The organism is Pseudomonas sp. AL03 (assembly GCF_029960815.1).
Taxonomy (GTDB): Bacteria; Pseudomonadota; Gammaproteobacteria; order Pseudomonadales; family Pseudomonadaceae; genus Aquipseudomonas.
Window position 1 is genome coordinate 74,911 of the sequence record NZ_JASBRE010000015.1, and the last position, 20,140, is coordinate 95,050.

Sequence of the window (20,140 nt, forward strand, 5' to 3'; positions counted from 1 at the left end):
TAACAAGCGCACACTCTTGCGATCCACAGGACTACGTTCGACGTGAAAAAATCCACCGCTAAAAACAACAGATCTTCTTGGTTGCACCTCGCTCTCGCCCTGGCCGTCTGCACGGCGCTGCCCCAGGTCTTTGCCGCCGACGCGATTCACATCCCGGCGCAACCCCTGGGTCAGGCCCTGAGTCAACTGGGCCAGCAAACCTCGCTGCAGGTGTTCTTCAGCCCTGAGCTGGTCGCCGGCAAACGGGCCCCTGCGGTGGACGGTAACCTCTCGCCAGAAGACGCGTTGCGCCAGCTGCTGCAAGGCAGCGGTCTGCAATACCAGATCGATGAAGGTTCGGTCACGTTGATGCCAGCACCGCCTTCTGCTGCGAACGGCCCGCTGGAACTGGGCGTGACCGACATCAAAGTGGTCGGCGACTGGCTGGGTGACGCCGATGCCGCCGTGGTGCAGAACCACCCCGGCGCGCGTACGGTGATTCGCCGCGAGGCGATGGTCGAGCAGGGCGCGATGAACGTCGGCGATGTGTTGAAACGCGTGCCCGGTGTGCAAGTGCAAGAGGCCAACGGTACCGGCGGCAGCGACATTTCCTTGAACGTCGGCGTGCGTGGCCTGACTTCGCGGCTGTCGCCACGCTCCACCGTGCTGATCGACGGCGTGCCGGCAGCCTTCGCCCCGTACGGCCAGCCGCAGTTGTCCATGGCACCGATTTCCTCCGGCAATCTCGACAGCATCGACGTGGTTCGCGGCGCCGGTTCCGTGCGTTACGGGCCGCAGAACGTCGGTGGCGTGATCAACTTCGTCACTCGCGCGATTCCGGAAAAAGCCACCGGTGAAATCGGCTCCACCCTGGAAACCTCCCAGCACGGTGGCTGGAAGCACATCGATACGGCGTTTCTTGGCGGCACCACAGACAACGGCATCGGTATGGCGCTGTTGTACTCGGGCGTGAACGGCAACGGTTACCGTGAGCGCAACAACGGCAACGACATCGAAGACGTGATCCTCAAGACCCACTGGGCACCCACCGATGTGGACGATTTCAGCCTCAATTTTCACTACTACGACGCCAGCGCCGACATGCCCGGCGGCCTGACCCAGGCGCAGTTCGACGCCGATCCGTTTCAGTCCGATCGCAACAACGACAACTTCAGCGGACGCCGCAAGGACGTCTCGTTCAAGTGGGCACGGCAGATCGACGACCGCACTCAGGCCGAAGTGCTGACTTACTATTCCGACAGCTTCCGTGGCAGCAACATCGCTGCTCGCGATCAGAAAACCCTCGGCTCGTTCCCGCGTACTTACTACACCTTCGGGATTGAACCGCGGGTGTCCCGTGTATTTGATGTCGGCCCGACCACCCAGGAAGTCAGTGTCGGTTATCGCTACCTCAAGGAAGGCATGCACGAAGAGGCGAGCCGCCTGGCGCTGGTCAACAACGAGCCGGTCGTGACCAGGAGCTCGGACGGCCATGTCTATCAGGACCGCACCGGCGGCACTGAAGCCAACTCGGTGTATGTCGATAACAAAATCGACGTCGGTAACTGGACCATCACCCCCGGCATCCGCTTTGAACACATCAGCACCGACTGGCACGATCGCCCGGTGCTCGACACCGCCGGCAGACCCGTGCCGGAAAAGAACCGCAGCATCGAAAGCAACGAGCCGCTGCCGGCCTTGAGCGTGATGTATCACGTGTCGGAAGAATGGAAGCTGTTCGCCAACTACGAAACCTCGTTTGGCAGCCTGCAGTATTTCCAGCTCGGCCAGGGTGGCACGGGTGACGAACCGGCCAATGGCCTGGAGCCGGAAAAGGCCAAGACCTACGAGGTCGGCACGCGCTACAACAATGATGTGTGGGGCGGGGAAGTGACGCTGTTCTACATCGACTTTGATAAAGAGTTGCAGTACATCAGCAACGATGCGGGCTGGACCAACCTCGGCGCGACCACGCACCAGGGCCTTGAAGCCTCGGTGCACTACGACATGGCGGCACTGGACCCACGGCTCGACGGCCTGACCGCCAATGCCGGCTTCACCTACACCCGCGCCGTTTATGAAGGCGAGATCCCTGGCTTCAAGGGCCGTGACCTGCCGTTCTATTCGCGTCAAGTGGCGACTGCCGGCCTGCGTTACGACATCAACCGCTGGACCTACAACCTCGATGCCTTTGCCCAGTCCAAGCAGCGCTCACCGGGCGTGGCAGTGAACGCTGATGGCAGTTTCAGCGGCAACTACATCACCGAAGGCACCGCGGACGGCCAGTACGGCGACATCCCGGGCTACGTCACCTGGAACGTGCGCGGCGGCTATGACTTCGGCGAACAGCTGTCGAACCTGAAAGTCGGCGCGGGGGTGAAGAACGTTTTCGACAAGCAGTACTTCACCCGCTCGAGCGACAACAACTCGGGGATGTACGTCGGCGCACCGCGCACGTTCTTTGTGCAGGCCAGCGTCGGGTTTTGATAGATCTGTGGCGAGGGGGCTTGCCCCCTCGCCACAATTCAGACTTTCAACACCTTCCCGCCAATGGCCACCGCCACCAGCAACACCGCCATCAACCCAAAGGCAAAACTCAAACTGCTGCCATGGGCGATAAACCCGATCAACGCAGGCCCCGCAAGAATTCCCGCATACCCCAGCGTCGTAATGGCCGGCACGGCGATGCTTTCGGGCATCACCGTCTGTTTGCCCACCGCGGTGTACAGCACCGGCACAATGTTCGAGCAGCCAACCCCCAACAATGCATAACCCACCAGCGCCGCTTCCCAACTCGGTGCGAAGGTCGCCACAAACAGGCCCGTCGCGGCCGTCAACCCACCGAACACAATCACCCGCGTAGCGCCGAGGCGACGCACGATCACATCACCGGTCAAGCGTCCGACGGTCATGGTCAACGCAAACGCTGCATAACCCAGCCCCGCATACGCTGTGTCGATTCCCCGTTCCTGCGCCAGAAACACCGCGCTCCAGTCGAGCGCCGCGCCTTCGGCGAGGAACACGATGAAACACATCCCGCCGATGAACAGCACGATGCCATGGGGAACGGCAAACGCCGGCCCCGAACTTTCGCTGCCGTAAGGCAATAGGTGTGGCGCGGCCTTGAACAGGGCGATCAACAGCATCACGATCACCACCAGCGTCGCCCCCAGCGGTGAAACCCCGAAGCCGAGCAGGGCGCTGACACCCGCCGCACCGACAATCCCGCCGAGGCTGAACAGCCCATGAAAGCCTGACATCATGGTCTTGCCGCTGGCCCGTTCTACGATCACCGCTTGCAGGTTCACCGTCGAATCCACGGTGCCAAGGCCCGCGCCGAACATGAACAACGCGACAATCAACGCCGGAATCGTCGACACCGTCGCCAACAGCGGCAGGGCCGCACAGATCAGCAACACCCCGGCGCTCACCACCCGGCGACAGCCGAAACGCGTGGCCAGCATCCCCGCCATCGGCATCGCCAGAATCGACCCCACCCCCAGGCACAACAGCAGCAAACCGAGCGTCCCTTCATCCAGCTCGGCCCGAGCCTTGGCGTAGGGCACCAGTGGCGCCCACGCAGCGATGCCTAAACCGGCAATGAAAAAGGCGATGCGCGTGGACATTTGCTCCAGGCGTCCGGGGATGACGGGCGCAGGTGTGTTGAGGGCAGTCATGAAAAATCCTTGGCGTTGCGGGTTGCTGACAATGGCAGAGGAGCATCCTTGCATATCAGACAGCGTGTCGCGACCCAGTCGAACACGGTGCAGCGTGAACGATCGGACCAATCCTTGAGTGCGTCCTGCCAGCTGGCGTTATAGCCCCGATCACCCTCGGCATATTCCTTGGGACCTTTCCACATTTCGCCGACACAAAACTGCTGATTACCAAACAAGTGTTCATCCAACGATTAACGTTCTCCGGTGCATAGCCTCTGACAAAATCGAAGCGCAGACCCTGGGCACCGTAATGGTCGCGCAGATTGATGAATTCGGCAGCATCCAGATGGTGGTGAACCCGTCCCGTCCGATCTGACCGGCCGTACCCTCCAGTACCGCATACCATTTCTTCGGGGTGTTGCGACTGGAGTACCAGTGAAAGCCTTGCAGCAGTTGGATGGGCTGTCTGCTGTCACAACTGGCAGGTTGCAGTAATTGTTTTGCGATAAGAAGCGGGGGGTTAAATAACCGGATCGTTGCGGTCTTCTTCCGGGAGCCCCTAAAGTACAGGTTCTTTTCTGGCTGATTTCAGGACCGATCCATGACGCCGTTTTACGATGCTCGAGGCAATATCTACGCGGTTGTAGCGCCCGAGGCCGCGCGCGGTGCGGGTATCGATTTACCTGAGCGGGCCGATCCGGCAGCGCAAACCCGCGAGGCATGGGCGCTGCCGGCCATCGAGGCGTTCTGCGGCTGGGCGCCTGGTACACAACCGTCCGGCAGCAAGGACCATCGCTGCGATGGCTTGCTGGTCGGTCCGTTTCAAGCGGCGCCACCCTTCGATCTGCTGATCGTCAACACTGACGGTACCCTGGCTGAGCGCAGCGGCAATGGGCTGACAGTTTTCTCTCAGGCCCTGAGCGAGCAAGGACTGCTGCCGAGCGAGGACGCTTGTTTGCTCAGGGTTCATCACGACAAGACGGATGCTGTTTCGCCGGTGGAAACATCGGTTAAGCCGGCGCAGGTCGATGACGTGCAGGGGTTCTGGCTGGATCTCGGGCAACCGTCGTTCGGGCCGGCGGCGGTGGGTGCCCGAGGGGTTGCGAAGGAGGTGCTGAACGGTCGCGAGGTCAGCCATGTGCTGGCGTTGTCATCACTTGATCCCGCAGGGTCTCGAAGCCAGTTCGTGCGCATCGGCAATCCACATTGCGTGACACTTTTAGATAACGTCGCTGCATTGCCGAGCAATGAGCAGATGCGCGAGCCGGGGTTGTCCAAAGGGCTGACGCGTATCGCTTACGCCATGCCGACCGGGGCAGGGGAACCGTGTCCTGCTGGCGTCAATCTGCAATGGGCGATGCTTGAGTCTGAAGGGCGAGTCGTCGCGCGGGTATTTGAACGCGCAGAAGGTCCGACGGCGTCGTCGGGCACCAGCGCCAGTGCGGTGGCTTGCGCCGCATGGCGGGTGGGTTGGGTCAGTGCCGGGGAAGTGAAGGTGGTGATGCCCGGCGGTACGGCGCCGATTTTGTTGGAAGAACAAGACGGCGAGTTGAGTCGGGTCAGGTTGTTCGGCACGGCGCGGTTGATGGAGTGAGTTCGAGACCCCCATCGCGGCATAGGTATCTAGCTGGCCCACGAGGGTTGTCGCGATAACTGCGATGATTACGCAATGGTCATGCACGATTGGTCTCGGCTCAATTATATGCACCGCCACAGCAAGGCTGATCGCCTGCAAATGAGCGAGTCAGGCGTGTGCAGTAAGTGGGCGTCTGATGCGGGCAAAGGGTAAGTTTGCCGAGCAAACAAGGGACTTTTTGGTCCATCTGTCTGATCGACAAATGAAACGCTCGCAGCCGGTAAGGGCCAGCCGAAGACTTTAGAGACGTGTAGATACCTATGCCGCAATGAGGCCAGTTGCTTCACTCAAGAATCTCAGGAATCCCGCTCATTCTCATACCGATCCATCGTATCCCGCGCAATCTCCCGCCCCAGCGCGATCAGTTCCGGCGCTTTATAGAACTCGAAAAACCGGCACACCCGTTTGGGCACGTTGATCAAGATATCCGGCGGATAACCGGCGATCTTGTACTGCGCCAATGAGGTTTGCATCACCTCGAAACTCTGGTTGATCAGGTCCAGCAAAGAGGCCGGGCCGACGTTGTCGATGATGAACGAGCCTGTCGCAGATTTCGGGGCGCCCGCGCGTTCTGGGGCGGCTGCCGGTTGCTGGGCTTCGGGTTCGGCGGATTCGATCCACGGGTTGATCTCGGCCGCTTCTGCCATCAACGCTTCCTTCTCCAGCAGCAGCAATTGTTCCGCCTGTTTGCGGCGAAATGGCAATTTTGAACCGAGTGAGTTGATCAGACTGTCGAAACGACTCTTGAACGCCGCCGGGCGCTGGATCACCGGCAATTGATAGTGGCGCTGGTTGGTGGAGTTGAGGTTGACCGCGATGATCAGGTCGCAATGACTCGACACCACCGGCACGATCGGTAAAGGGTTGAGGATGCCGCCGTCCACCAGCATGCGATTGCCTTGCATTACCGGGGTGAACAGGCTGGGAATCGCCGCCGAGGCGCGCATGGCCTGATGCAGGCAGCCTTCCTGGAACCAGATTTCCTGCTGGTTGGTCAGGTCGGTCGCCACCGCCGTGTAAGGGATGCGCAGGTCTTCGATATTGATCTCGCCGACGATCTTGCGGATCTGCCCGAAAACCTTCTCCCCGCGAATCGCGCCCAAGCGAAAACTGACGTCCACCAGCCGCAAGACGTCGAGGTAGTCCAGGCTTTCGATCCAGTCGCGATATTCGTCGAGTTTGCCGGCGGCATAAATCCCGCCGACCACCGCGCCCATGGAGCAACCGGCGATGCAGGCGATGTCGTAGCCACGCCGCTCGATCTCTTCAATGACACCGATATGGGCATAGCCCCGGGCTCCACCTGAGCCCAGCACCAGTGCGACACGCTTTTTCATGAATCGCCCTCGTCTGACAAGGTTCAACAATGCACCCATCGAGGGGCGCGCTTCAATCGCTAAGGTCGTTTCGTGAGGCGGGTGCGTCGTTTTTTCGACACTCCGTGGCGGCAGATGGGTATTCTCGCGAGCGCTAAAGTTTCCGCGGTGGGACCAAGGCACTTTTCACGCGCCAGACCGTCTTAACTGCACGACTGTTGACCTATTTTTGAGGTGTGAGTGATGAAAACCTGGATCTGTGTGCCATTGATTGCCCTGGCACTCGCCGGTTGCGCCGGCAAAACCGCTTATCGTGACAGCTGCGCCAACGGGATCGATGCCGCGTGGCATGAGCTGGACCTGGCCAAGGCTGAAGGTTTCGCCGGGAATGTCAGTTACTCCAAGGCGCTGTCGCTGTTGACCGGCGCCAAGACCCAGCAGCAATTCGAAGCGTTCGAAGGCTGCGCCAAGAAGGCCGAGAAGGCGCGCTTCTATATTCGTGAGTCACGCGCGGGCCGTTGAGGCATGATGTAGGCAATTGGGGGAATTCGATTCAGGGAGCAAGCGATGTCTGCCTTGATTGATCGGTTGGTGGCTCATGTCGTGGGCCTGGAAGTTCGTCTGCTGGCCTGTCAGGCACGCTTGAGTGCCTGCACCGACCCTGAAGCGTTGCACGATCTGCGCACCACGGTTCGCCGTTTGCGCAGTCTGCTGCGGCCATTGCGCGGCTTACCCGGGGTCGAACAGCTGGAAGCGGCGGCGTCCCGGGTCGGCGACCTGACCACGCCGTTGCGCGATCGCGAAGTGCTGGCGGCGTACTTGCTCCAGCATGACCAACCCGAGGCTGCCCATCGGCGCATGGCGCAAATGGCCAAGGCTTATCCGGCGGTGGCGGCAAGTCCTGAAGTGGCGCAGTTGCTGATGATCCTCGACGCCTTTCCGCGTTTTTTGCGGGCCTCCCAGCGTCAGGGCTTGCTCAAGGGCTTGCGTCAGCGCATCGAAAAACGTCTGGCCAACCAATGGAAAAAACTCGATAAGGCCCTGCACGATCCTGCCCATGATCGTCATCGTTTGCGCTTGCTGATCAAGCGTGTGCGCTATGGGATCGAAGCCTATCCCGAGCTTGATCGATTGCCGAAACCGGCGCTGCCCGGACTCAAATCGGCCCAGGGTGCTTTGGGCGATTGGCACGATTGCTGGCAATGGCTGGCCCGGTCCGAACAGGAGGCCGATTTGCAGCCCTGCGTCGCAATCTGGACAACCACCATGGCCAAGGCCGAAGACCGCGCCGACCGCGTCCTCGACAAACTCAGTGCCGCCTGTTTCAAATCCTGAAACCACCACATATTAGAGCTATGTAGCAGCTGCCGAAGGCTGCGTTCGGCTGCGCAGCAGTCGCTAATCCGGTTATCTCGGTGATAGCTGTAAAATCGAATTGGCAGGTTTTACGACTGCTGCGCAGCCGAACGCAGCCTTCGGCAGCTGCTACAAGGGGCGGCGGTACTATCCGGCCTATCTGTCCGCCTCTTTGGCCGGAATAAGCGCTGTGCCGTCCTCGCAGGCTGGTTAAGATCTCTTCATCTTTTCCCGCACCGAGGTTTTCATGCGTTTTTCCGATCTGCTCGACGCTGTTCGCAGCCAGCCGCTGGAGCTGTCTATCCCGGCCGAATGGGCTCAGGGGCGTGCCAGTTTCGGTGGCCTGGTGGCTGCCTTGCAATACGAAGCGATGCGCGCAAAAGTCCCGGCGGATCGTCCGGTGCGTTCGCTGGCGATCACCTTTGTCGGCCCTGTCGAGCCTGATGTGCCGGTCAGCTTTGAAGTCGATGTGCTGCGCGAAGGCAAAGCGGTCAGTCAGGTGCTGGGCCGGGCGATGCAGAAGGGCCAAGTGGTGACGTTGGTCCAGGGCAGCTTCGGCGCCTCGCGACCGTCGGAAGTGGCGGTAACCGCCGAACCGGCACCCGAGATGAAGCACTGGGACGATTGCCAGGAGTTGCCTTACATCAAAGGTGTGACCCCGGAATTCATGCGGCATCTGGCAATGCGCTGGAGCGTCGGCGGTCTGCCGTTCACTGGCAACACATCCCGCGAGATGGGCGGCTGGGTGCGCTTGCGCGGGGACGTTAAGGAAGAGGCGGTCAGCGAGTCGCATATCCTGGCGTTGGTCGACGCCTGGCCACCGGCGCTGTTACCGCACCTGAAGAAACCGGCGATGGGCAGTACGCTGACCTGGACCCTCGAATTCGTTCAGCCATTGCTTGAACTGAGCACGCTGGACTGGTGCAAATACCTCGTCGACATCGAGCATGCCGCTGACGGCTACGGTCATGCGGCCGCGAAGCTGTGGAGCGCGGACGGTCAGTTGATTGCCATGAGCCGGCAGACGGTGACGATTTTCGCCTGATCAGTGACGCTGGCCATGGCGATGCAGGCCGAGCGCTGCGAGCAGGCCGATCACACCGATCGCGACATTGGCGAAGCTCAGACTGAATACCCCCGAAACAATCAGCAGAAACGCCACGATGAACAGCGGCACGGCCATCAGGTGCAGCACCCGATTGGTCGGGTGCTGGTGATTGTTCGGGTACGCTCGCCATTGCCAGGCGGGCAGGTTGGGGTGACGTTTGCCCATGATGGTACTCCTCGATCCATGTTGAACACATGATTGAAGAATAGGCGTGGCACTTACGGGCGGCGAATCAAGGTTGGCTATCGAAGTGATAGGTGTCATGGTCAATATTGATGGCGACCGGGCTGACGCGTTCGCGGGCAAGCCTCGCTCCTGCAAGGGGCTGCGCACGACCTGTAGGAGCGAGGCTTGCCCGCGAAGGGGCCGTCAAAGTTTGAGCTGCCCGATAGCCTTGCTCAATTCCCCGGCCAACGCCGCCAATTCATGACTGGTGGTCGCCGAATTCACAGTCTGCTGCACAGTGGTCTCGGTCACATCCCGAATGCTCACGATCGACCGGTTCATCTCCTCCGCCACGTGGCTCTGCTGCTCGGCGGCCACGGCGATCTGCGTATTGCTTTCGCGCATCTGCGCCACTGCGCTGGTGATTTCCGCCAACGCTGCGCCGGCCTCCTGAGCCTGCTGCACGCAATCGTCGGCCTTGAACGAGCTTTCCTGCATGAAGTCCACTGCGTCCCGTGTCCCGGCCTGCATCGCCGAAACCATGATTGTGATCTCGTCGGTGGACGTCTGGACACGCTTGGCCAGGTTGCGCACTTCATCAGCGACCACCGCAAAGCCGCGACCCATTTCACCGGCACGGGCCGCTTCGATGGCCGCATTCAGGGCCAGTAGATTGGTCTGCTCGGCAATGCTGTGAATCACACTGACCACACTGTTGATCTTCTGACTGTCCTCGGCCAGACGCTGAATCATCTCGGCAGTCTGCTGCACCCCGCTGGACAACCCGGCAATCGACTTCTGCACCCGACTCACCACTTGCTGCCCGCTGCCGGCCAGGGTGTCGGCGGTTTGCGAGAGGTCGCGAGTGGCGCCGGCGTGCTGGGCAATGTGATGGACCGTGGCGGTCATTTCGTTGATCGCCGTGGCGGCCTGATCGGTTTCGCTTTGCTGGCCGAGCATGCCGTGACGCACCTCGTTCATGCTCGACGCCATCCGCGCTGCGCCGATATCCAGTTGCCGGGCGGTGCTGGCAACGGTGTTGACCACCCGCTGGTAACCGGCCTGCATGGCGTTGAAGGCATTGGCCATCTGCCCGACTTCGTCAGTGCAGGCCAGCGGCACACGGGCCGACAGGTCACCGGTTTTCTCGACGTGAAGCATGACGTCCTTCAACGTATTGAGCTGGCTGAGCAGGAAGCGGATCAATAACTGCGAAGCGCCGAGCATCGCCAGCATCAGGATCGCTACCGCCACTGCATAGTTGGGAAAACGCTCACCAAATACCTGGGTCAGGCTCGGGCCATGGGCAATCACCGCGACCTGATTGCCATCCGTGCGCGTAAACACTTCGGCGCCCATCAACGGGTTGTCGCCAAACAGCGGCATGGCATTGATCCCGACCCAGCCGTTGGTATCGGCCAGGTCCAGTGCCGGCTGCCCGTTCAGCAACGGTGCCTGCCCGCGACTGTAAGTCAGCACGTTATCGGCTTTGGGTAGAGGTTGCCCGGCGGGCCAGGCGCCGAGCAGTCGCGCCTGGGCTTGTGCCGATGCCTGGGAGGCATGGCTGCGGGCCTGTTGTTCGAGTTGCACGGCATAGATCACCAGCAACAAGGTCGTGACAAAGGCGACGGCGTTGACCGCCCAGAATTTGTATTTCAGTGAGATATTGCTAAGCCAGGCACCCATGGAGGTCTTCTCTGATAGCGGAAACAGTTTCGGCAAGGTGCCAGTATTTTGCCGCTACTCAGTGCGTCAGACTTTGATGTGTGTCAACAATCCCGACCCTGCTCGCGCACAGGAAATGCGGGGCGTAATGCGCTATCCTTCGTGGCTTCAAAATTCCCTCGCTACAGGATTCCGCCCCATGAAAGCCGCACTCGTCGAACTCATCAGCAAAATAAGCGCCGGGTGCATGAGCGATGACGAAATCCTGAAAGTCGCTGACGAAGCGTCCCAGGCCTACGCCAATCCCGAGGCTTTTCTGACGGCCAATCCGGACATCAACTACGACGACACGTTCCCGATTCCGCTGGGTGAGTGGGTGGTCGTGGGCAGCCTGCCGGAAACCGTGCTGTTTCAGGCTGACACCTACATGGACCTGTTCGCCCAGATCGTCGCCTCGTTCGGGCCTGGCGTTGATTTCAACATTAAACCCAAGCAACTGGCCAAGACCGAAGCCCTGACCGCGCTCAATCGCATTCAAGTGCAGATGAGCAGCATGAACAAGGAAAACGGCGGCTACGTGCTGATGAACTTCAGTCAGCTGCTCGACGACGAACAGCAAGTGGTGCTGGTCTACGGCAACGACATGCCGCGCGTGCTCGAGTTGTGCGCCGAAGTCGGCATCGCTGCCGCACCCTCCCTGGAAGCCCTGAAAGTGGCGATCCACGTCTGAAGCCTACAAGGGGCTAATAAAACGGAACCCTCGCAATGGCCGGCTATCCTAAGAGTGCATACCACTCTTAGGGAGCGTCACCATGGGTTCCACGTTCAATGGTCTGATTGGCCTGATTATTCTTGCCCTGGACATCTGGGCAATCATCAACGTGCTGAAAAGTGGCGCCACCACCGGGATGAAAATCATCTGGGTGCTGTTGATCCTGTTGCTGCCGGTCCTGGGGCTGATCATCTGGGCCATCGCCGGGCCACGGGGAAACGTGCGAATCTGAGCACGCACTCAAGGCCGACACATTTCCCCTGTGGATATCCGAATGATCACGTCTTGACCAAGGTTCGACCTGTCATATCCCGCGACGTAGAATTCGCGCCTTCCCGGGCAATCGAGGTGATCGATTGACCCTCATGGGCGGGTAACCGTCCGTTGGCACCGCATTCATCGGAGCACTTCCCATGAGCAACTCACCAACCAGCGAATACCTGGAAACCCTCTACGAAGGCTACGGCCAGCGTTTTCGCATGGAAAAACTGCTGCACGAAGTGCGCACCGAACACCAACACCTGGTGATTTTCGAAAACCCGCGCATGGGCCGGGTGATGGCGCTGGACGGCGTGATCCAGACCACCGAAGCCGATGAATTCATCTACCACGAGATGCTCACCCACGTGCCGATCCTGGCGCACGGCACCGCCAAGCGCGTGCTGATCATCGGTGGTGGCGACGGCGGCATGCTGCGTGAAGTGGCCAAGCACCGCAGCATCGAGCACATCACCATGGTCGAGATCGACGGCACTGTGGTCGACATGTGCAAGGAGTACCTGCCGAACCACTCCAAGGGTGCGTTCAATGATCCACGACTGAACCTGGTGATCGACGACGGCATGCGTTTCGTCGCCACCACCACCGAAAAATTCGACGTGATCATTTCCGATTCCATCGACCCGATTGGCCCGGGTGAAGTGCTGTTCTCGGAAAACTTCTACCAGGCCTGCCGTCGCTGCCTGAACGAAGGCGGCATTCTGGTGACCCAGAACGGCACGCCGTTCATGCAAATCGAAGAAGTCAAAACCACCGCGGGGCGCCTGCGCAGTCTGTTCCCGGACTGGCACTTCTATCAGGCGGCCGTGCCGACCTACATCGGCGGCGCCATGACCTTCGCCTGGGGTGCGACGAATACCGCCTATCGCAAGTTGTCCCGCGAAACCCTGCAGCAGCGTTTCGCCGGCAGCGGCATCATCACCCGCTACTACAACCCGGAAATCCACATCGGCGCCTTCGCCTTGCCGCAATACGTCCTGCAGGCTGTGAACAAACCTAGCAACGACTAATGGCACGCAGGTCGGAAAGGGTCGCCCCGGTGTAAAACACGTCGGAGGCGACCCTTTTTTCATGCTTCACTTATAGAGAGAGGGTCCGGTTGAACGATTGGCCGGGGTACAAGGTCGAGATAGTGGTAAACCCATCCGCGGGTTTTATCGAGGAGGCACCGATGCAAAAGTGGAAAGTCACTTTCGTTGATGATCACGGTGAGCAAGTTGACGAGGTGTTCGAGAGCGATGAATGCCCGAACAACGAGCAAGCCGCGAAACTCATTCGCGCCCGGCGTCTGCCTGTGGCTGCCGAACTGGACCTCAACGATCTGGAAGGGCGCGCCGATGATCCGACTGTCAAAAGTCTGAAAACCCAGAACAGCATTGAAATCCTCAGCATTACTCCCGTCTGACACTCACGTTGTCACATTCACAACCAGGCCTTGGCAGCGGCTCTATCTTGGGGCTACTCTGCAAGCGAGATCAGCGAACGGATCGCTAAGGTCTGGTCTTGTCAGCTACATGCTTGCTTCCCACCGGCAATGTTGTTGCCGCATCGCTCGCCCCATTCGGTGGCGAGTGCCGGGAATACGGAAAGTCTATCCATCAGTCTGAGGGGGACGTTTCATGAGCACAGCCTATCAAGAAGACATCAGCAGCAGCGTGTTGCGCCGCATGAAAGAAGGCGGTTTTGACTTTTCACGATTTCATCCCATCGAGTTCTACGCCATTTTCCCGGACGAGGAGCGGGCGCGCAGGGCGGCGGGGCATTACTGTGGTGAATCCTTGAATGCACAAATCAGCGTGCGCGACGACGGCGCGTGGTACCTGGAACTGAGCAAAGTGATGTACGCCACTTATGACGGCATCGGCGACTTTGAGCAGGATTTCGAGGCGGTGGTCGAGCCTTTGGGCGGCATCATCGAAGGATGGGGCGTCAAGCAGGAGGTACGAGGGCTACTCGCATAACCTTATGAACAGTAACAACACTCAGCAACGGCTGACCTCAGGGTTGGCCGTTTTCGTTTTCGCGGGGCAGAAAACGTACCAGGCAAAACCCTGAAACAAGAATCCGGCACAAAAAAGCCGCCTGAGCAGGCGGCTAAAGGGAAGAACGATCAGTTTTCCAGCGAATGCGCGGATTATCCGCATCGACTCCCGAGCAGTGAAATCAACGCTGGCTATGCTGGAGATAGACGACAACATTGCTTCGCAATGAAGCGGGGGCGATCAGGTGCGGGCATTTACCGCACAGGATTGGTGCGGTGCGTGCAGTGCGATTATCCAACTGATTGATATCAAAGCGTTTATGCCGATGGCACGGGCTTTGCGAAGCCCAGATGTCCGGGTGACAAGGAGTACGGCATGATCCGCACCTATTTTGATGAGATGTACGATGCCGGCGGCCAGGTCCGCCCGCATTATCGTGAGTTTGCCCGTTGGCTGGCCGAAACGCCTGACGAACTTTTGGCACAACGGCGACGCGAGGCCGATCTGTTATTTCATCGCGCCGGGATTACGTTCACGCTCTATGGTGATGAGCAAGGGACAGAGCGCCTGATTCCCTTCGACACCATCCCCCGCAGCATCCCCGCCAGTGAATGGCGAGTCGTCGAGCGCGGCTGCATTCAGCGGGTCAAGGCGTTGAACATGTTCCTCGCCGACCTCTATCACGAGCAGCGCATCATCAAGGCCGGCATCATCCCGGCCGAGCAAGTGCTGGCCAACGAGCAATACCAGTTGGCGATGCAAGGGCTCGATCTGCACCGGGATATCTATTCCCACATCTCCGGTGTCGATCTGGTACGCGATGGCGACGGCACGTACTACGTGCTCGAAGACAATCTTCGTACACCGAGCGGCGTCAGCTACATGCTCGAAGACCGCAAGATGATGATGCGCCTGTTCCCCGAATTGTTCGCGGCGCAACGCATTGCCCCCATCGACCATTATCCGAACCTGTTGCTCGATACCCTGAAAAGCTCCAGCCCGATCGATAACCCCAGCGTGGTGGTGCTGACGCCGGGCCGTTTCAACAGCGCGTTTTTCGAGCATGCATTCCTGGCGCGGGAAATGGGCGTTGAGCTGGTGGAAGGCGCGGATCTGTTCGTGCGGGACGACAAGGTCTTCATGCGCACCACGGACGGGCCGAAAGCCGTCGACGTGATCTACCGTCGCCTCGACGATGCGTTCCTCGATCCGCTGGCGTTCAACCCGGACTCGATGCTCGGCGTTCCAGGGCTGCTGTCGTCGTACCGCTCCGGCAACGTCGTGCTGGCGAATGCTATCGGTACCGGGGTCGCGGATGACAAGTCGGTGTATCCATTCGTCACGGACATGATCCGTTTCTACCTGGATGAAGAGCCGATTCTGAAAAACGTGCCGACGTGGCAGTGTCGTAATCCCTCCGAACTTTCCCACGTACTGGCCAATCTTCCAGAGTTGGTGGTCAAGGAAACCCAGGGCTCCGGCGGTTACGGCATGCTGGTGGGGCCGGCGGCGACGGCGGCGGAAATCGAGTCTTTCCGCGCGCGGATCAAAGCCAAGCCCCATGCGTACATCGCGCAACCGACGCTGTCACTGTCGACCTGTCCGACCTTTGTCGAAAACGGCATCGCTCCACGCCACATCGACCTGCGTCCGTTTGTATTGTCTGGCCGCGAAACCCGGGTTGTGCCCGGCGGTTTGACCCGTGTTGCCCTGCGCGAAGGCTCTCTGGTGGTGAATTCGTCCCAGGGTGGCGGAACCAAGGACACCTGGGTGGTTGAGGATTGAAGGACGCCAGCCATGTTAAGTAGAACTGCCTCGGATTTGTATTGGATGTCGCGTTACCTGGAGCGGGCGGAAAACCTCGCACGGATGCTCGACATCAGTTATTCGCTGTCGCTGATGCCGCAGGATGGCCGTGGTGATGGCCTGCATGAACTTGCCATGCCATTGCTGATTACCGGCACCCTGGACGATTACCTGGAGCGCCACGGCGAATTGCACGCCGAACGGCTGCTGCATTTCTTCGCCCTGGACGCGGCCAACCCGGCGAGTATCTACAGCTGCCTCGGCGCCGCGCGGGCCAGTGCCCATGCGGTACGTGGGCGAATCACCGCCGACATGTGGGAAAACATCAATGCCACCTGGCTGGAAATTCGCGGGATAGCCGATCAGGGGTTGAGTCGCTACGGCATGAGCCGTTTCTGCGAGTGGATCAAGGAACGTTCCCACCTGTTTCGCGGCGCATCCTACGGCACCATCATGCGTAACGACGCGTTCCGCTTCATTCGTCTGGGGACGTTTATCGAAAGGGCTGACAACACGTTGCGCCTGCTGGATGCCCGCTACGAAATGGCCGGCGATCAGGCCGAAGCGGTCAGCGATGGCACGGCGCACGCGTACTACCAGTGGAGTGCTTTGCTAAGGGCGTTGTCCTCTTTCGAGGCCTACACCGAAATCTACCGCGACGCCCCCAGCGCCCGGCATGTGGCAGAAATGCTGCTGTTGCGGGCCGATGTCCCGCGTTCCCTGCGCGCCTGCACCGAAGAAATTGACCAGATCCTCGCCCAACTGCCGGGGGCCAACGGTCGTCCTGCGCAACGCCTGGCCGCGGAAATAGACGCACGCTTGCGCTACACCGGTATCACCGAAATTCTCGACGAAGGCCTGCACGCCTGGCTGACCGAGTTCATCCCGCTGGTGCGCCAGCTGGGTAACGCCATACACAGTTCCTACCTGGAGGCTGCATGAGACTTTCCATTAGCCACGAGACCACCTATCACTACGAAGATCAGGTGCGGGCGAGCATCCAGTACTTGCGACTGACACCCCACGACAGCGAGCGCCAGCATGTGCTCAGCTGGCAGCTCGACCTGCCGCGCCCGGTGCGCGCGCAACTCGATCCGTTCGGCAACATCCTGCACGTGCTGACCCTGGATGAGCCCCACGAGGCGATCATCATCGGCGCGCGTGGGCAGGTGGACATCGACGAATTGCGTGAGGCGGAGCATGAAAGCCAGTCGGCGCTGCCGTTCCTGCGTTTCACGCGCTTGACCGAAGCCGATGAAGCGCTGCGTACGTTCGCCGAGAAAGAATGCAAGCAACGCCGGAATCGCACGGCGCTGATCGACTTGATGCATGGCTTGAACCAGCACATGACCTACACGCCGGGCTCCACCGAAGTGGACACCAGCGCTGCTCAGGCCTTCGCCGGGCGTTCGGGCGTCTGCCAGGACCACACCCACGCGTTTCTCGCCTGCGCTCGCAGCCTGGGCATTCCTTCGCGTTATGTGTCGGGTTACTTGTACAGCGAGAACAGCGAACACCTGGCCAGTCACGCCTGGGCGGAAGCCTGGCTCGATGACGCCTGGTACAGCTTCGACGTGACCAATGAATTGGCGAGGCCTGAGCGTCATCTGAAACTGGCGGTGGGTCTGGATTACCTGGATGCCTGCCCGGTGCGAGGCATGCGGCGGGGCGGAGGTTGCGAGCAGATGCATGCGAAAGTGTTTGTGTCACCGACACCGATGCCGGTGATCTCCGTCCAGCAGCAATAATCCCTAACACGATCGTTCCCACGCAGAGCGTGGGAACGATCGGTCAGGGTTTAACTTTGCGCCCAGCCATATGCTTCAAATACCCCACCAACATTTCCAGATCCCCGTCCGGCAACACCGTCGCCGAGAACCCGGGCATTTTCGCCTGCGGCCACTGACGCAAACTCTGCGGGTCACGAATGTAGCGCTTAAGGAAATCCGCACCAAAGTACTCGGTCGGGTTAAACGGAATATTCAGATCAGGCCCAAACTGCGCATCCCCGGCACCATTCAATCGATGACACGCCAGGCAATTCTTCTGAAACAGCGCAAAGCCCTTGTTCACCGGATCGTTGGCTTTAAGCGCCGGATCGGGCAGCAGGGCAGGGAAGCGCTCGGCCACCGGTGCCATGCGCTTGATGCTCGCCACCTGAAATGGCCATTGCTCGGGGCTGATGTCGCCCGCCTGCGGATCGGTCCAGACCAGATAGAACGGTCCGGCGCCGGGCTTGCCTTCCGACAGCGCTGGCCACGGCTTGGTGGACTCTTCAATTGCCAACCATGCGCGCGCACCCTGGGTATTGAGCAACGGCGCAGCCGACAGTTCTGCGGCAAAACCATCCAGGGCAACAGCCTGTAGATGATCTTCAGGCTTGATGCCGGTCAACAACGCAGCCAACGGAACAGCGTGATAGCTCATGTCCCGTTTGTAGGAAACGTCGTTGCTGATCGTGATGGTCTGAACCTGAGGATGCTTGAGCAATTCCTCGGTTTGCCAGGTGCGACTGCTAGCGCCCAACTCAAGGTCCAGCTGTGCAGCAGACAGAGGCGTACTGAGCAGCAAGGCCCCGAAAAGAATGAGCGTTTTCAAGTGATCGCCGTCCATGTCGTGGAAGTGCCGCAAAGGTTGGCACACCCACGCTGGCCCGGGTAGCGAGCCCGTCACATTTTAATAGGGCGATATAAAATCTGTCGCTAAGTCAGCCGATCACCTTGGTCAGGTTCGGCAAAATCAACAACAGCGTAGTGGCGAATAGAATGAGCCCGGCTTGACGTACTTTCGATTGTTTGAACATGGCTTGACCGCCTTTATTGTTATTTCCTGATGCCTGCCTGCATTTCTCCATGACGGCAGAGCGTTGCACTTCCTGTTTGACGAGCGCCTCGGCAAAACCCGACGACAACTTCGTACAAGTTCACCTTAGAGCCCGCGTCACGCTTGGTTTAGATCCATTTCGTATGGGCGTCATACAAATTGCTCTTAAAATGGCATGAGGCCTATTGCCAGCTTCTTGGGCGCCCGTTTGCTAGACAGCTTGGTGTCCTGAATCGGTTAAAGCGGTGGTTGACTACCGTCCGTCTGAGCGCGTCCGTCAACGTCAGTGAGCGCTGCGGTCATTGAATCCATGGGCGCTCGGCCTAAGGTGGGAACTCTGTATTTGCTCCCCGCCCAGGTTCGAGGACGTCATGACCCAAGCTTTGATTTTCGACGCGTTACGTACGCCCCGCGGCAAAGGCAAGGCCAACGGCGCCTTGCACAGCGTCAAACCGGTGAACCTGGTCGCCGGGCTGCTAAAGGCGCTGCAACAGCGCACTTCCCTTGACACCCGTCAGGTTGACGATGTGGTGCTTGGCTGCGTGACGCCCATCGGCGACCAAGGCTCAGACATTGCCAAAAGCGCGACCCAGGTGGCCGATTGGGACGTCAGTGTGTCGGGTGTACAGATCAATCGCTTCTGCGCATCGGGGCTGGAGGCAGTGAACCTCGGCGCGATGAAAGTGCGTTCCGGCTTCGAAGACCTGGTGGTGGTCGGCGGCGTCGAGTCCATGTCCCGCGTGCCGATGGGCAGCGATGGCGGTGCTTGGGCACTGGACCCGCAAACCAACTTTCACAGCCATTTCACCCCTCAGGGCGTGAGCGCTGACCTGATCGCGACGCTGGAGGGTTTCAGCCGTCAGGACGTCGATGCCTATGCGCTGCACTCCCAGCAAAAGGCTGCGCGGGCGAGGGCCGACGGTTCGTTCAACAAGTCGCTGGTGCCGGTGCAGGACCAGAACGGCATCATCCTGCTCGATCACGATGAATTCATCCGCGCCGAATCGACCCTGGAAGGCTTGGGCACGCTCAAGCCGAGCTTCGAAATGATCGGGCAAATGGGTTTCGACGCCACCGCGATTCGGGTCTACAGCCATGTCGAGCGGATCAACCACGTGCACACGCCGGGCAATAGCTCCGGCATCGTCGATGGCGCGGCGCTGATGTTGATCGGTTCCGAGGCCAAGGGTCGGGCGTTGGGCTTACAGCCACGGGCGCGGATCGTTGCCACCGCAGTCACCAGTACCGATCCGACTATCATGCTCACCGGCCCCGCACCGGCTACCCGCAAGGCGTTGGCCAAGGCCGGGTTGCGGGTCGACGACATCGACCTGTTCGAGGTCAACGAAGCCTTCGCCTCGGTGGTGCTGAAATTCATCAAGGACATGGCGATTGACCCGGACAAGGTCAACGTCAACGGCGGCTCTATCGCCATGGGCCACCCGCTGGGGGCCACCGGCTGCGCAATCCTCGGCACGTTGCTCGATGAACTGGAAACCCGGCGTCTGCGCTATGGCCTCGCGACGCTGTGTGTCGGCGGCGGCATGGGCATTGCCACCATCATCGAACGCCTCTGAGCCCCGACCTTAAGGAA

General features: G+C 60.0%; 19 protein-coding genes and 1 pseudogene. 14 read left to right on the plus strand and 6 right to left on the minus strand.

Annotation, left to right across the window (positions count from 1 at the left end):
• Positions 1-42: 42 nt before the first annotated feature.
• Positions 43-2,466, plus strand: a complete 2,424-nt coding sequence (locus tag QK293_RS16005; RefSeq protein ID WP_282378582.1) for a TonB-dependent receptor — start codon at positions 43-45, stop codon at positions 2,464-2,466.
• Positions 2,467-2,504: 38 nt separating this feature from the next.
• On the opposite strand, the gene QK293_RS16010 is transcribed toward QK293_RS16005, so the two are convergent.
• Both QK293_RS16010 and QK293_RS16015 read right to left on the minus strand, forming a co-directional pair.
• Positions 2,505-3,656: an MFS transporter gene (locus tag QK293_RS16010; protein ID WP_282378584.1), complete on the minus strand. Its 1,152-nt coding sequence runs from the start codon at positions 3,654-3,656 to the stop codon at positions 2,505-2,507.
• Positions 3,653-3,886, minus strand: coding sequence for a hypothetical protein (locus QK293_RS16015; protein ID WP_282378586.1), 234 nt, complete (start codon positions 3,884-3,886; stop codon positions 3,653-3,655). The genes QK293_RS16010 and QK293_RS16015 overlap by 4 nt, the downstream gene beginning before the upstream one ends.
• A gap of 353 nt (positions 3,887-4,239) precedes the next feature.
• On the opposite strand from QK293_RS16015, the gene QK293_RS16020 reads away from it, so the two are divergent.
• The gene (locus tag QK293_RS16020; protein WP_282378588.1) at positions 4,240-5,232 is read left to right on the plus strand and encodes a diaminopimelate epimerase; all 993 of its coding nucleotides are present in this window, start codon (positions 4,240-4,242) and stop codon (positions 5,230-5,232) included.
• A gap of 338 nt (positions 5,233-5,570) precedes the next feature.
• Here the strand turns inward: QK293_RS16020 and QK293_RS16025 are convergent, their stop codons facing one another.
• The gene (locus QK293_RS16025; protein ID WP_282378590.1) at positions 5,571-6,611 is read right to left on the minus strand and encodes a patatin-like phospholipase family protein; all 1,041 of its coding nucleotides are present in this window, start codon (positions 6,609-6,611) and stop codon (positions 5,571-5,573) included.
• Between the two features lie 222 nt (positions 6,612-6,833).
• Here QK293_RS16025 and QK293_RS16030 point away from each other — a divergent pair, with 222 nt between their 5' ends.
• The 3 genes from QK293_RS16030 to QK293_RS16040 all read left to right on the plus strand — a co-directional run bounded on the left by QK293_RS16030 (position 6,834) and on the right by QK293_RS16040 (position 8,991).
• Positions 6,834-7,112: a hypothetical protein gene (locus QK293_RS16030; protein ID WP_282378593.1), complete on the plus strand. Its 279-nt coding sequence runs from the start codon at positions 6,834-6,836 to the stop codon at positions 7,110-7,112.
• 45 nt (positions 7,113-7,157) lie between these two features.
• Positions 7,158-7,925 (plus strand): CHAD domain-containing protein, encoded by a 768-nt coding sequence (locus QK293_RS16035; protein ID WP_282378596.1) that lies wholly within the window; start codon positions 7,158-7,160, stop codon positions 7,923-7,925.
• Between the two features lie 268 nt (positions 7,926-8,193).
• Entirely contained in the window at positions 8,194-8,991 is a 798-nt protein-coding gene (locus tag QK293_RS16040; RefSeq protein WP_282378599.1) for an acyl-CoA thioesterase domain-containing protein, read from the plus strand.
• Positions 8,992-9,003: 12 nt separating this feature from the next.
• Here QK293_RS16040 and QK293_RS16045 read toward each other — a convergent pair.
• Together QK293_RS16045 and QK293_RS16050 are read right to left on the minus strand one after the other, a co-directional pair.
• Positions 9,004-9,219 (minus strand): annotated as a pseudogene (locus QK293_RS16045) (Mpo1-like protein); the annotation flags it as partial.
• Positions 9,220-9,423: 204 nt separating this feature from the next.
• Positions 9,424-10,905 carry a methyl-accepting chemotaxis protein gene (locus QK293_RS16050; protein WP_282378600.1) on the minus strand — a complete coding sequence of 494 codons (1,482 nt, stop codon included), beginning with the start codon at positions 10,903-10,905 and terminating at the stop codon, positions 9,424-9,426.
• A gap of 178 nt (positions 10,906-11,083) precedes the next feature.
• Here QK293_RS16050 and QK293_RS16055 point away from each other — a divergent pair, with 178 nt between their 5' ends.
• The 8 genes from QK293_RS16055 to QK293_RS16090 all read left to right on the plus strand — a co-directional run bounded on the left by QK293_RS16055 (position 11,084) and on the right by QK293_RS16090 (position 17,471).
• On the plus strand, positions 11,084-11,614 hold the full coding sequence (locus QK293_RS16055; RefSeq protein ID WP_282378602.1) for a hypothetical protein: 531 nt from the start codon (positions 11,084-11,086) through the stop codon (positions 11,612-11,614).
• 82 nt (positions 11,615-11,696) lie between these two features.
• The gene (locus tag QK293_RS16060) at positions 11,697-11,888 is read left to right on the plus strand and encodes a PLDc N-terminal domain-containing protein (protein WP_282378604.1); all 192 of its coding nucleotides are present in this window, start codon (positions 11,697-11,699) and stop codon (positions 11,886-11,888) included.
• Positions 11,889-12,069: 181 nt separating this feature from the next.
• A complete protein-coding gene (speE, locus tag QK293_RS16065; RefSeq protein WP_282378606.1) occupies positions 12,070-12,945 on the plus strand; it encodes a polyamine aminopropyltransferase in 876 nt (291 codons plus the stop codon).
• Between the two features lie 161 nt (positions 12,946-13,106).
• Positions 13,107-13,340, plus strand: a complete 234-nt coding sequence (locus tag QK293_RS16070) for a hypothetical protein (protein ID WP_282378609.1) — start codon at positions 13,107-13,109, stop codon at positions 13,338-13,340.
• 214 nt (positions 13,341-13,554) lie between these two features.
• Positions 13,555-13,896: a ribonuclease E inhibitor RraB gene (locus tag QK293_RS16075; RefSeq protein ID WP_059404670.1), complete on the plus strand. Its 342-nt coding sequence runs from the start codon at positions 13,555-13,557 to the stop codon at positions 13,894-13,896.
• Positions 13,897-14,292: 396 nt separating this feature from the next.
• Positions 14,293-15,702 carry a circularly permuted type 2 ATP-grasp protein gene (locus QK293_RS16080; RefSeq protein ID WP_074874854.1) on the plus strand — a complete coding sequence of 470 codons (1,410 nt, stop codon included), beginning with the start codon at positions 14,293-14,295 and terminating at the stop codon, positions 15,700-15,702.
• Positions 15,703-15,714: 12 nt separating this feature from the next.
• Positions 15,715-16,665 (plus strand): alpha-E domain-containing protein, encoded by a 951-nt coding sequence (locus QK293_RS16085; RefSeq protein ID WP_282378621.1) that lies wholly within the window; start codon positions 15,715-15,717, stop codon positions 16,663-16,665.
• Positions 16,662-17,471 (plus strand): transglutaminase family protein, encoded by an 810-nt coding sequence (locus QK293_RS16090; protein ID WP_282378623.1) that lies wholly within the window; start codon positions 16,662-16,664, stop codon positions 17,469-17,471. The genes QK293_RS16085 and QK293_RS16090 overlap by 4 nt, the downstream gene beginning before the upstream one ends.
• A 43-nt stretch (positions 17,472-17,514) precedes the next feature.
• Here the strand turns inward: QK293_RS16090 and QK293_RS16095 are convergent, their stop codons facing one another.
• Positions 17,515-18,336 (minus strand): cytochrome c, encoded by an 822-nt coding sequence (locus QK293_RS16095; protein ID WP_282378741.1) that lies wholly within the window; start codon positions 18,334-18,336, stop codon positions 17,515-17,517.
• Between the two features lie 581 nt (positions 18,337-18,917).
• Here QK293_RS16095 and QK293_RS16100 point away from each other — a divergent pair.
• Positions 18,918-20,123 (plus strand): acetyl-CoA C-acetyltransferase, encoded by a 1,206-nt coding sequence (locus tag QK293_RS16100; RefSeq protein ID WP_282378628.1) that lies wholly within the window; start codon positions 18,918-18,920, stop codon positions 20,121-20,123.
• Positions 20,124-20,140: the final 17 nt, after the last annotated feature.

Bases quoted from the DNA above. Each gene is read 5' to 3' on its own strand.
- QK293_RS16010 (WP_282378584.1), bottom strand. From the start codon at position 3,656: ATGACTGCCCTCAACACACCTGCGCCCGTCATCCCCGGACGCCTGGAG.
- QK293_RS16020 (WP_282378588.1), top strand. From the start codon at position 4,240: ATGACGCCGTTTTACGATGCTCGAGGCAATATCTACGCGGTTGTAGCG.
- QK293_RS16025 (WP_282378590.1), bottom strand. From the start codon at position 6,611: ATGAAAAAGCGTGTCGCACTGGTGCTGGGCTCAGGTGGAGCCCGGGGC.
- QK293_RS16030 (WP_282378593.1), top strand. From the start codon at position 6,834: ATGAAAACCTGGATCTGTGTGCCATTGATTGCCCTGGCACTCGCCGGT.
- QK293_RS16035 (WP_282378596.1), top strand. From the start codon at position 7,158: ATGTCTGCCTTGATTGATCGGTTGGTGGCTCATGTCGTGGGCCTGGAA.
- QK293_RS16040 (WP_282378599.1), top strand. From the start codon at position 8,194: ATGCGTTTTTCCGATCTGCTCGACGCTGTTCGCAGCCAGCCGCTGGAG.
- QK293_RS16050 (WP_282378600.1), bottom strand. From the start codon at position 10,905: ATGGGTGCCTGGCTTAGCAATATCTCACTGAAATACAAATTCTGGGCG.
- QK293_RS16055 (WP_282378602.1), top strand. From the start codon at position 11,084: ATGAAAGCCGCACTCGTCGAACTCATCAGCAAAATAAGCGCCGGGTGC.
- QK293_RS16060 (WP_282378604.1), top strand. From the start codon at position 11,697: ATGGGTTCCACGTTCAATGGTCTGATTGGCCTGATTATTCTTGCCCTG.
- speE (WP_282378606.1), top strand. From the start codon at position 12,070: ATGAGCAACTCACCAACCAGCGAATACCTGGAAACCCTCTACGAAGGC.
- QK293_RS16070 (WP_282378609.1), top strand. From the start codon at position 13,107: ATGCAAAAGTGGAAAGTCACTTTCGTTGATGATCACGGTGAGCAAGTT.
- QK293_RS16075 (WP_059404670.1), top strand. From the start codon at position 13,555: ATGAGCACAGCCTATCAAGAAGACATCAGCAGCAGCGTGTTGCGCCGC.
- QK293_RS16080 (WP_074874854.1), top strand. From the start codon at position 14,293: ATGATCCGCACCTATTTTGATGAGATGTACGATGCCGGCGGCCAGGTC.
- QK293_RS16085 (WP_282378621.1), top strand. From the start codon at position 15,715: ATGTTAAGTAGAACTGCCTCGGATTTGTATTGGATGTCGCGTTACCTG.
- QK293_RS16090 (WP_282378623.1), top strand. From the start codon at position 16,662: ATGAGACTTTCCATTAGCCACGAGACCACCTATCACTACGAAGATCAG.
- QK293_RS16095 (WP_282378741.1), bottom strand. From the start codon at position 18,336: ATGGACGGCGATCACTTGAAAACGCTCATTCTTTTCGGGGCCTTGCTG.
- QK293_RS16100 (WP_282378628.1), top strand. From the start codon at position 18,918: ATGACCCAAGCTTTGATTTTCGACGCGTTACGTACGCCCCGCGGCAAA.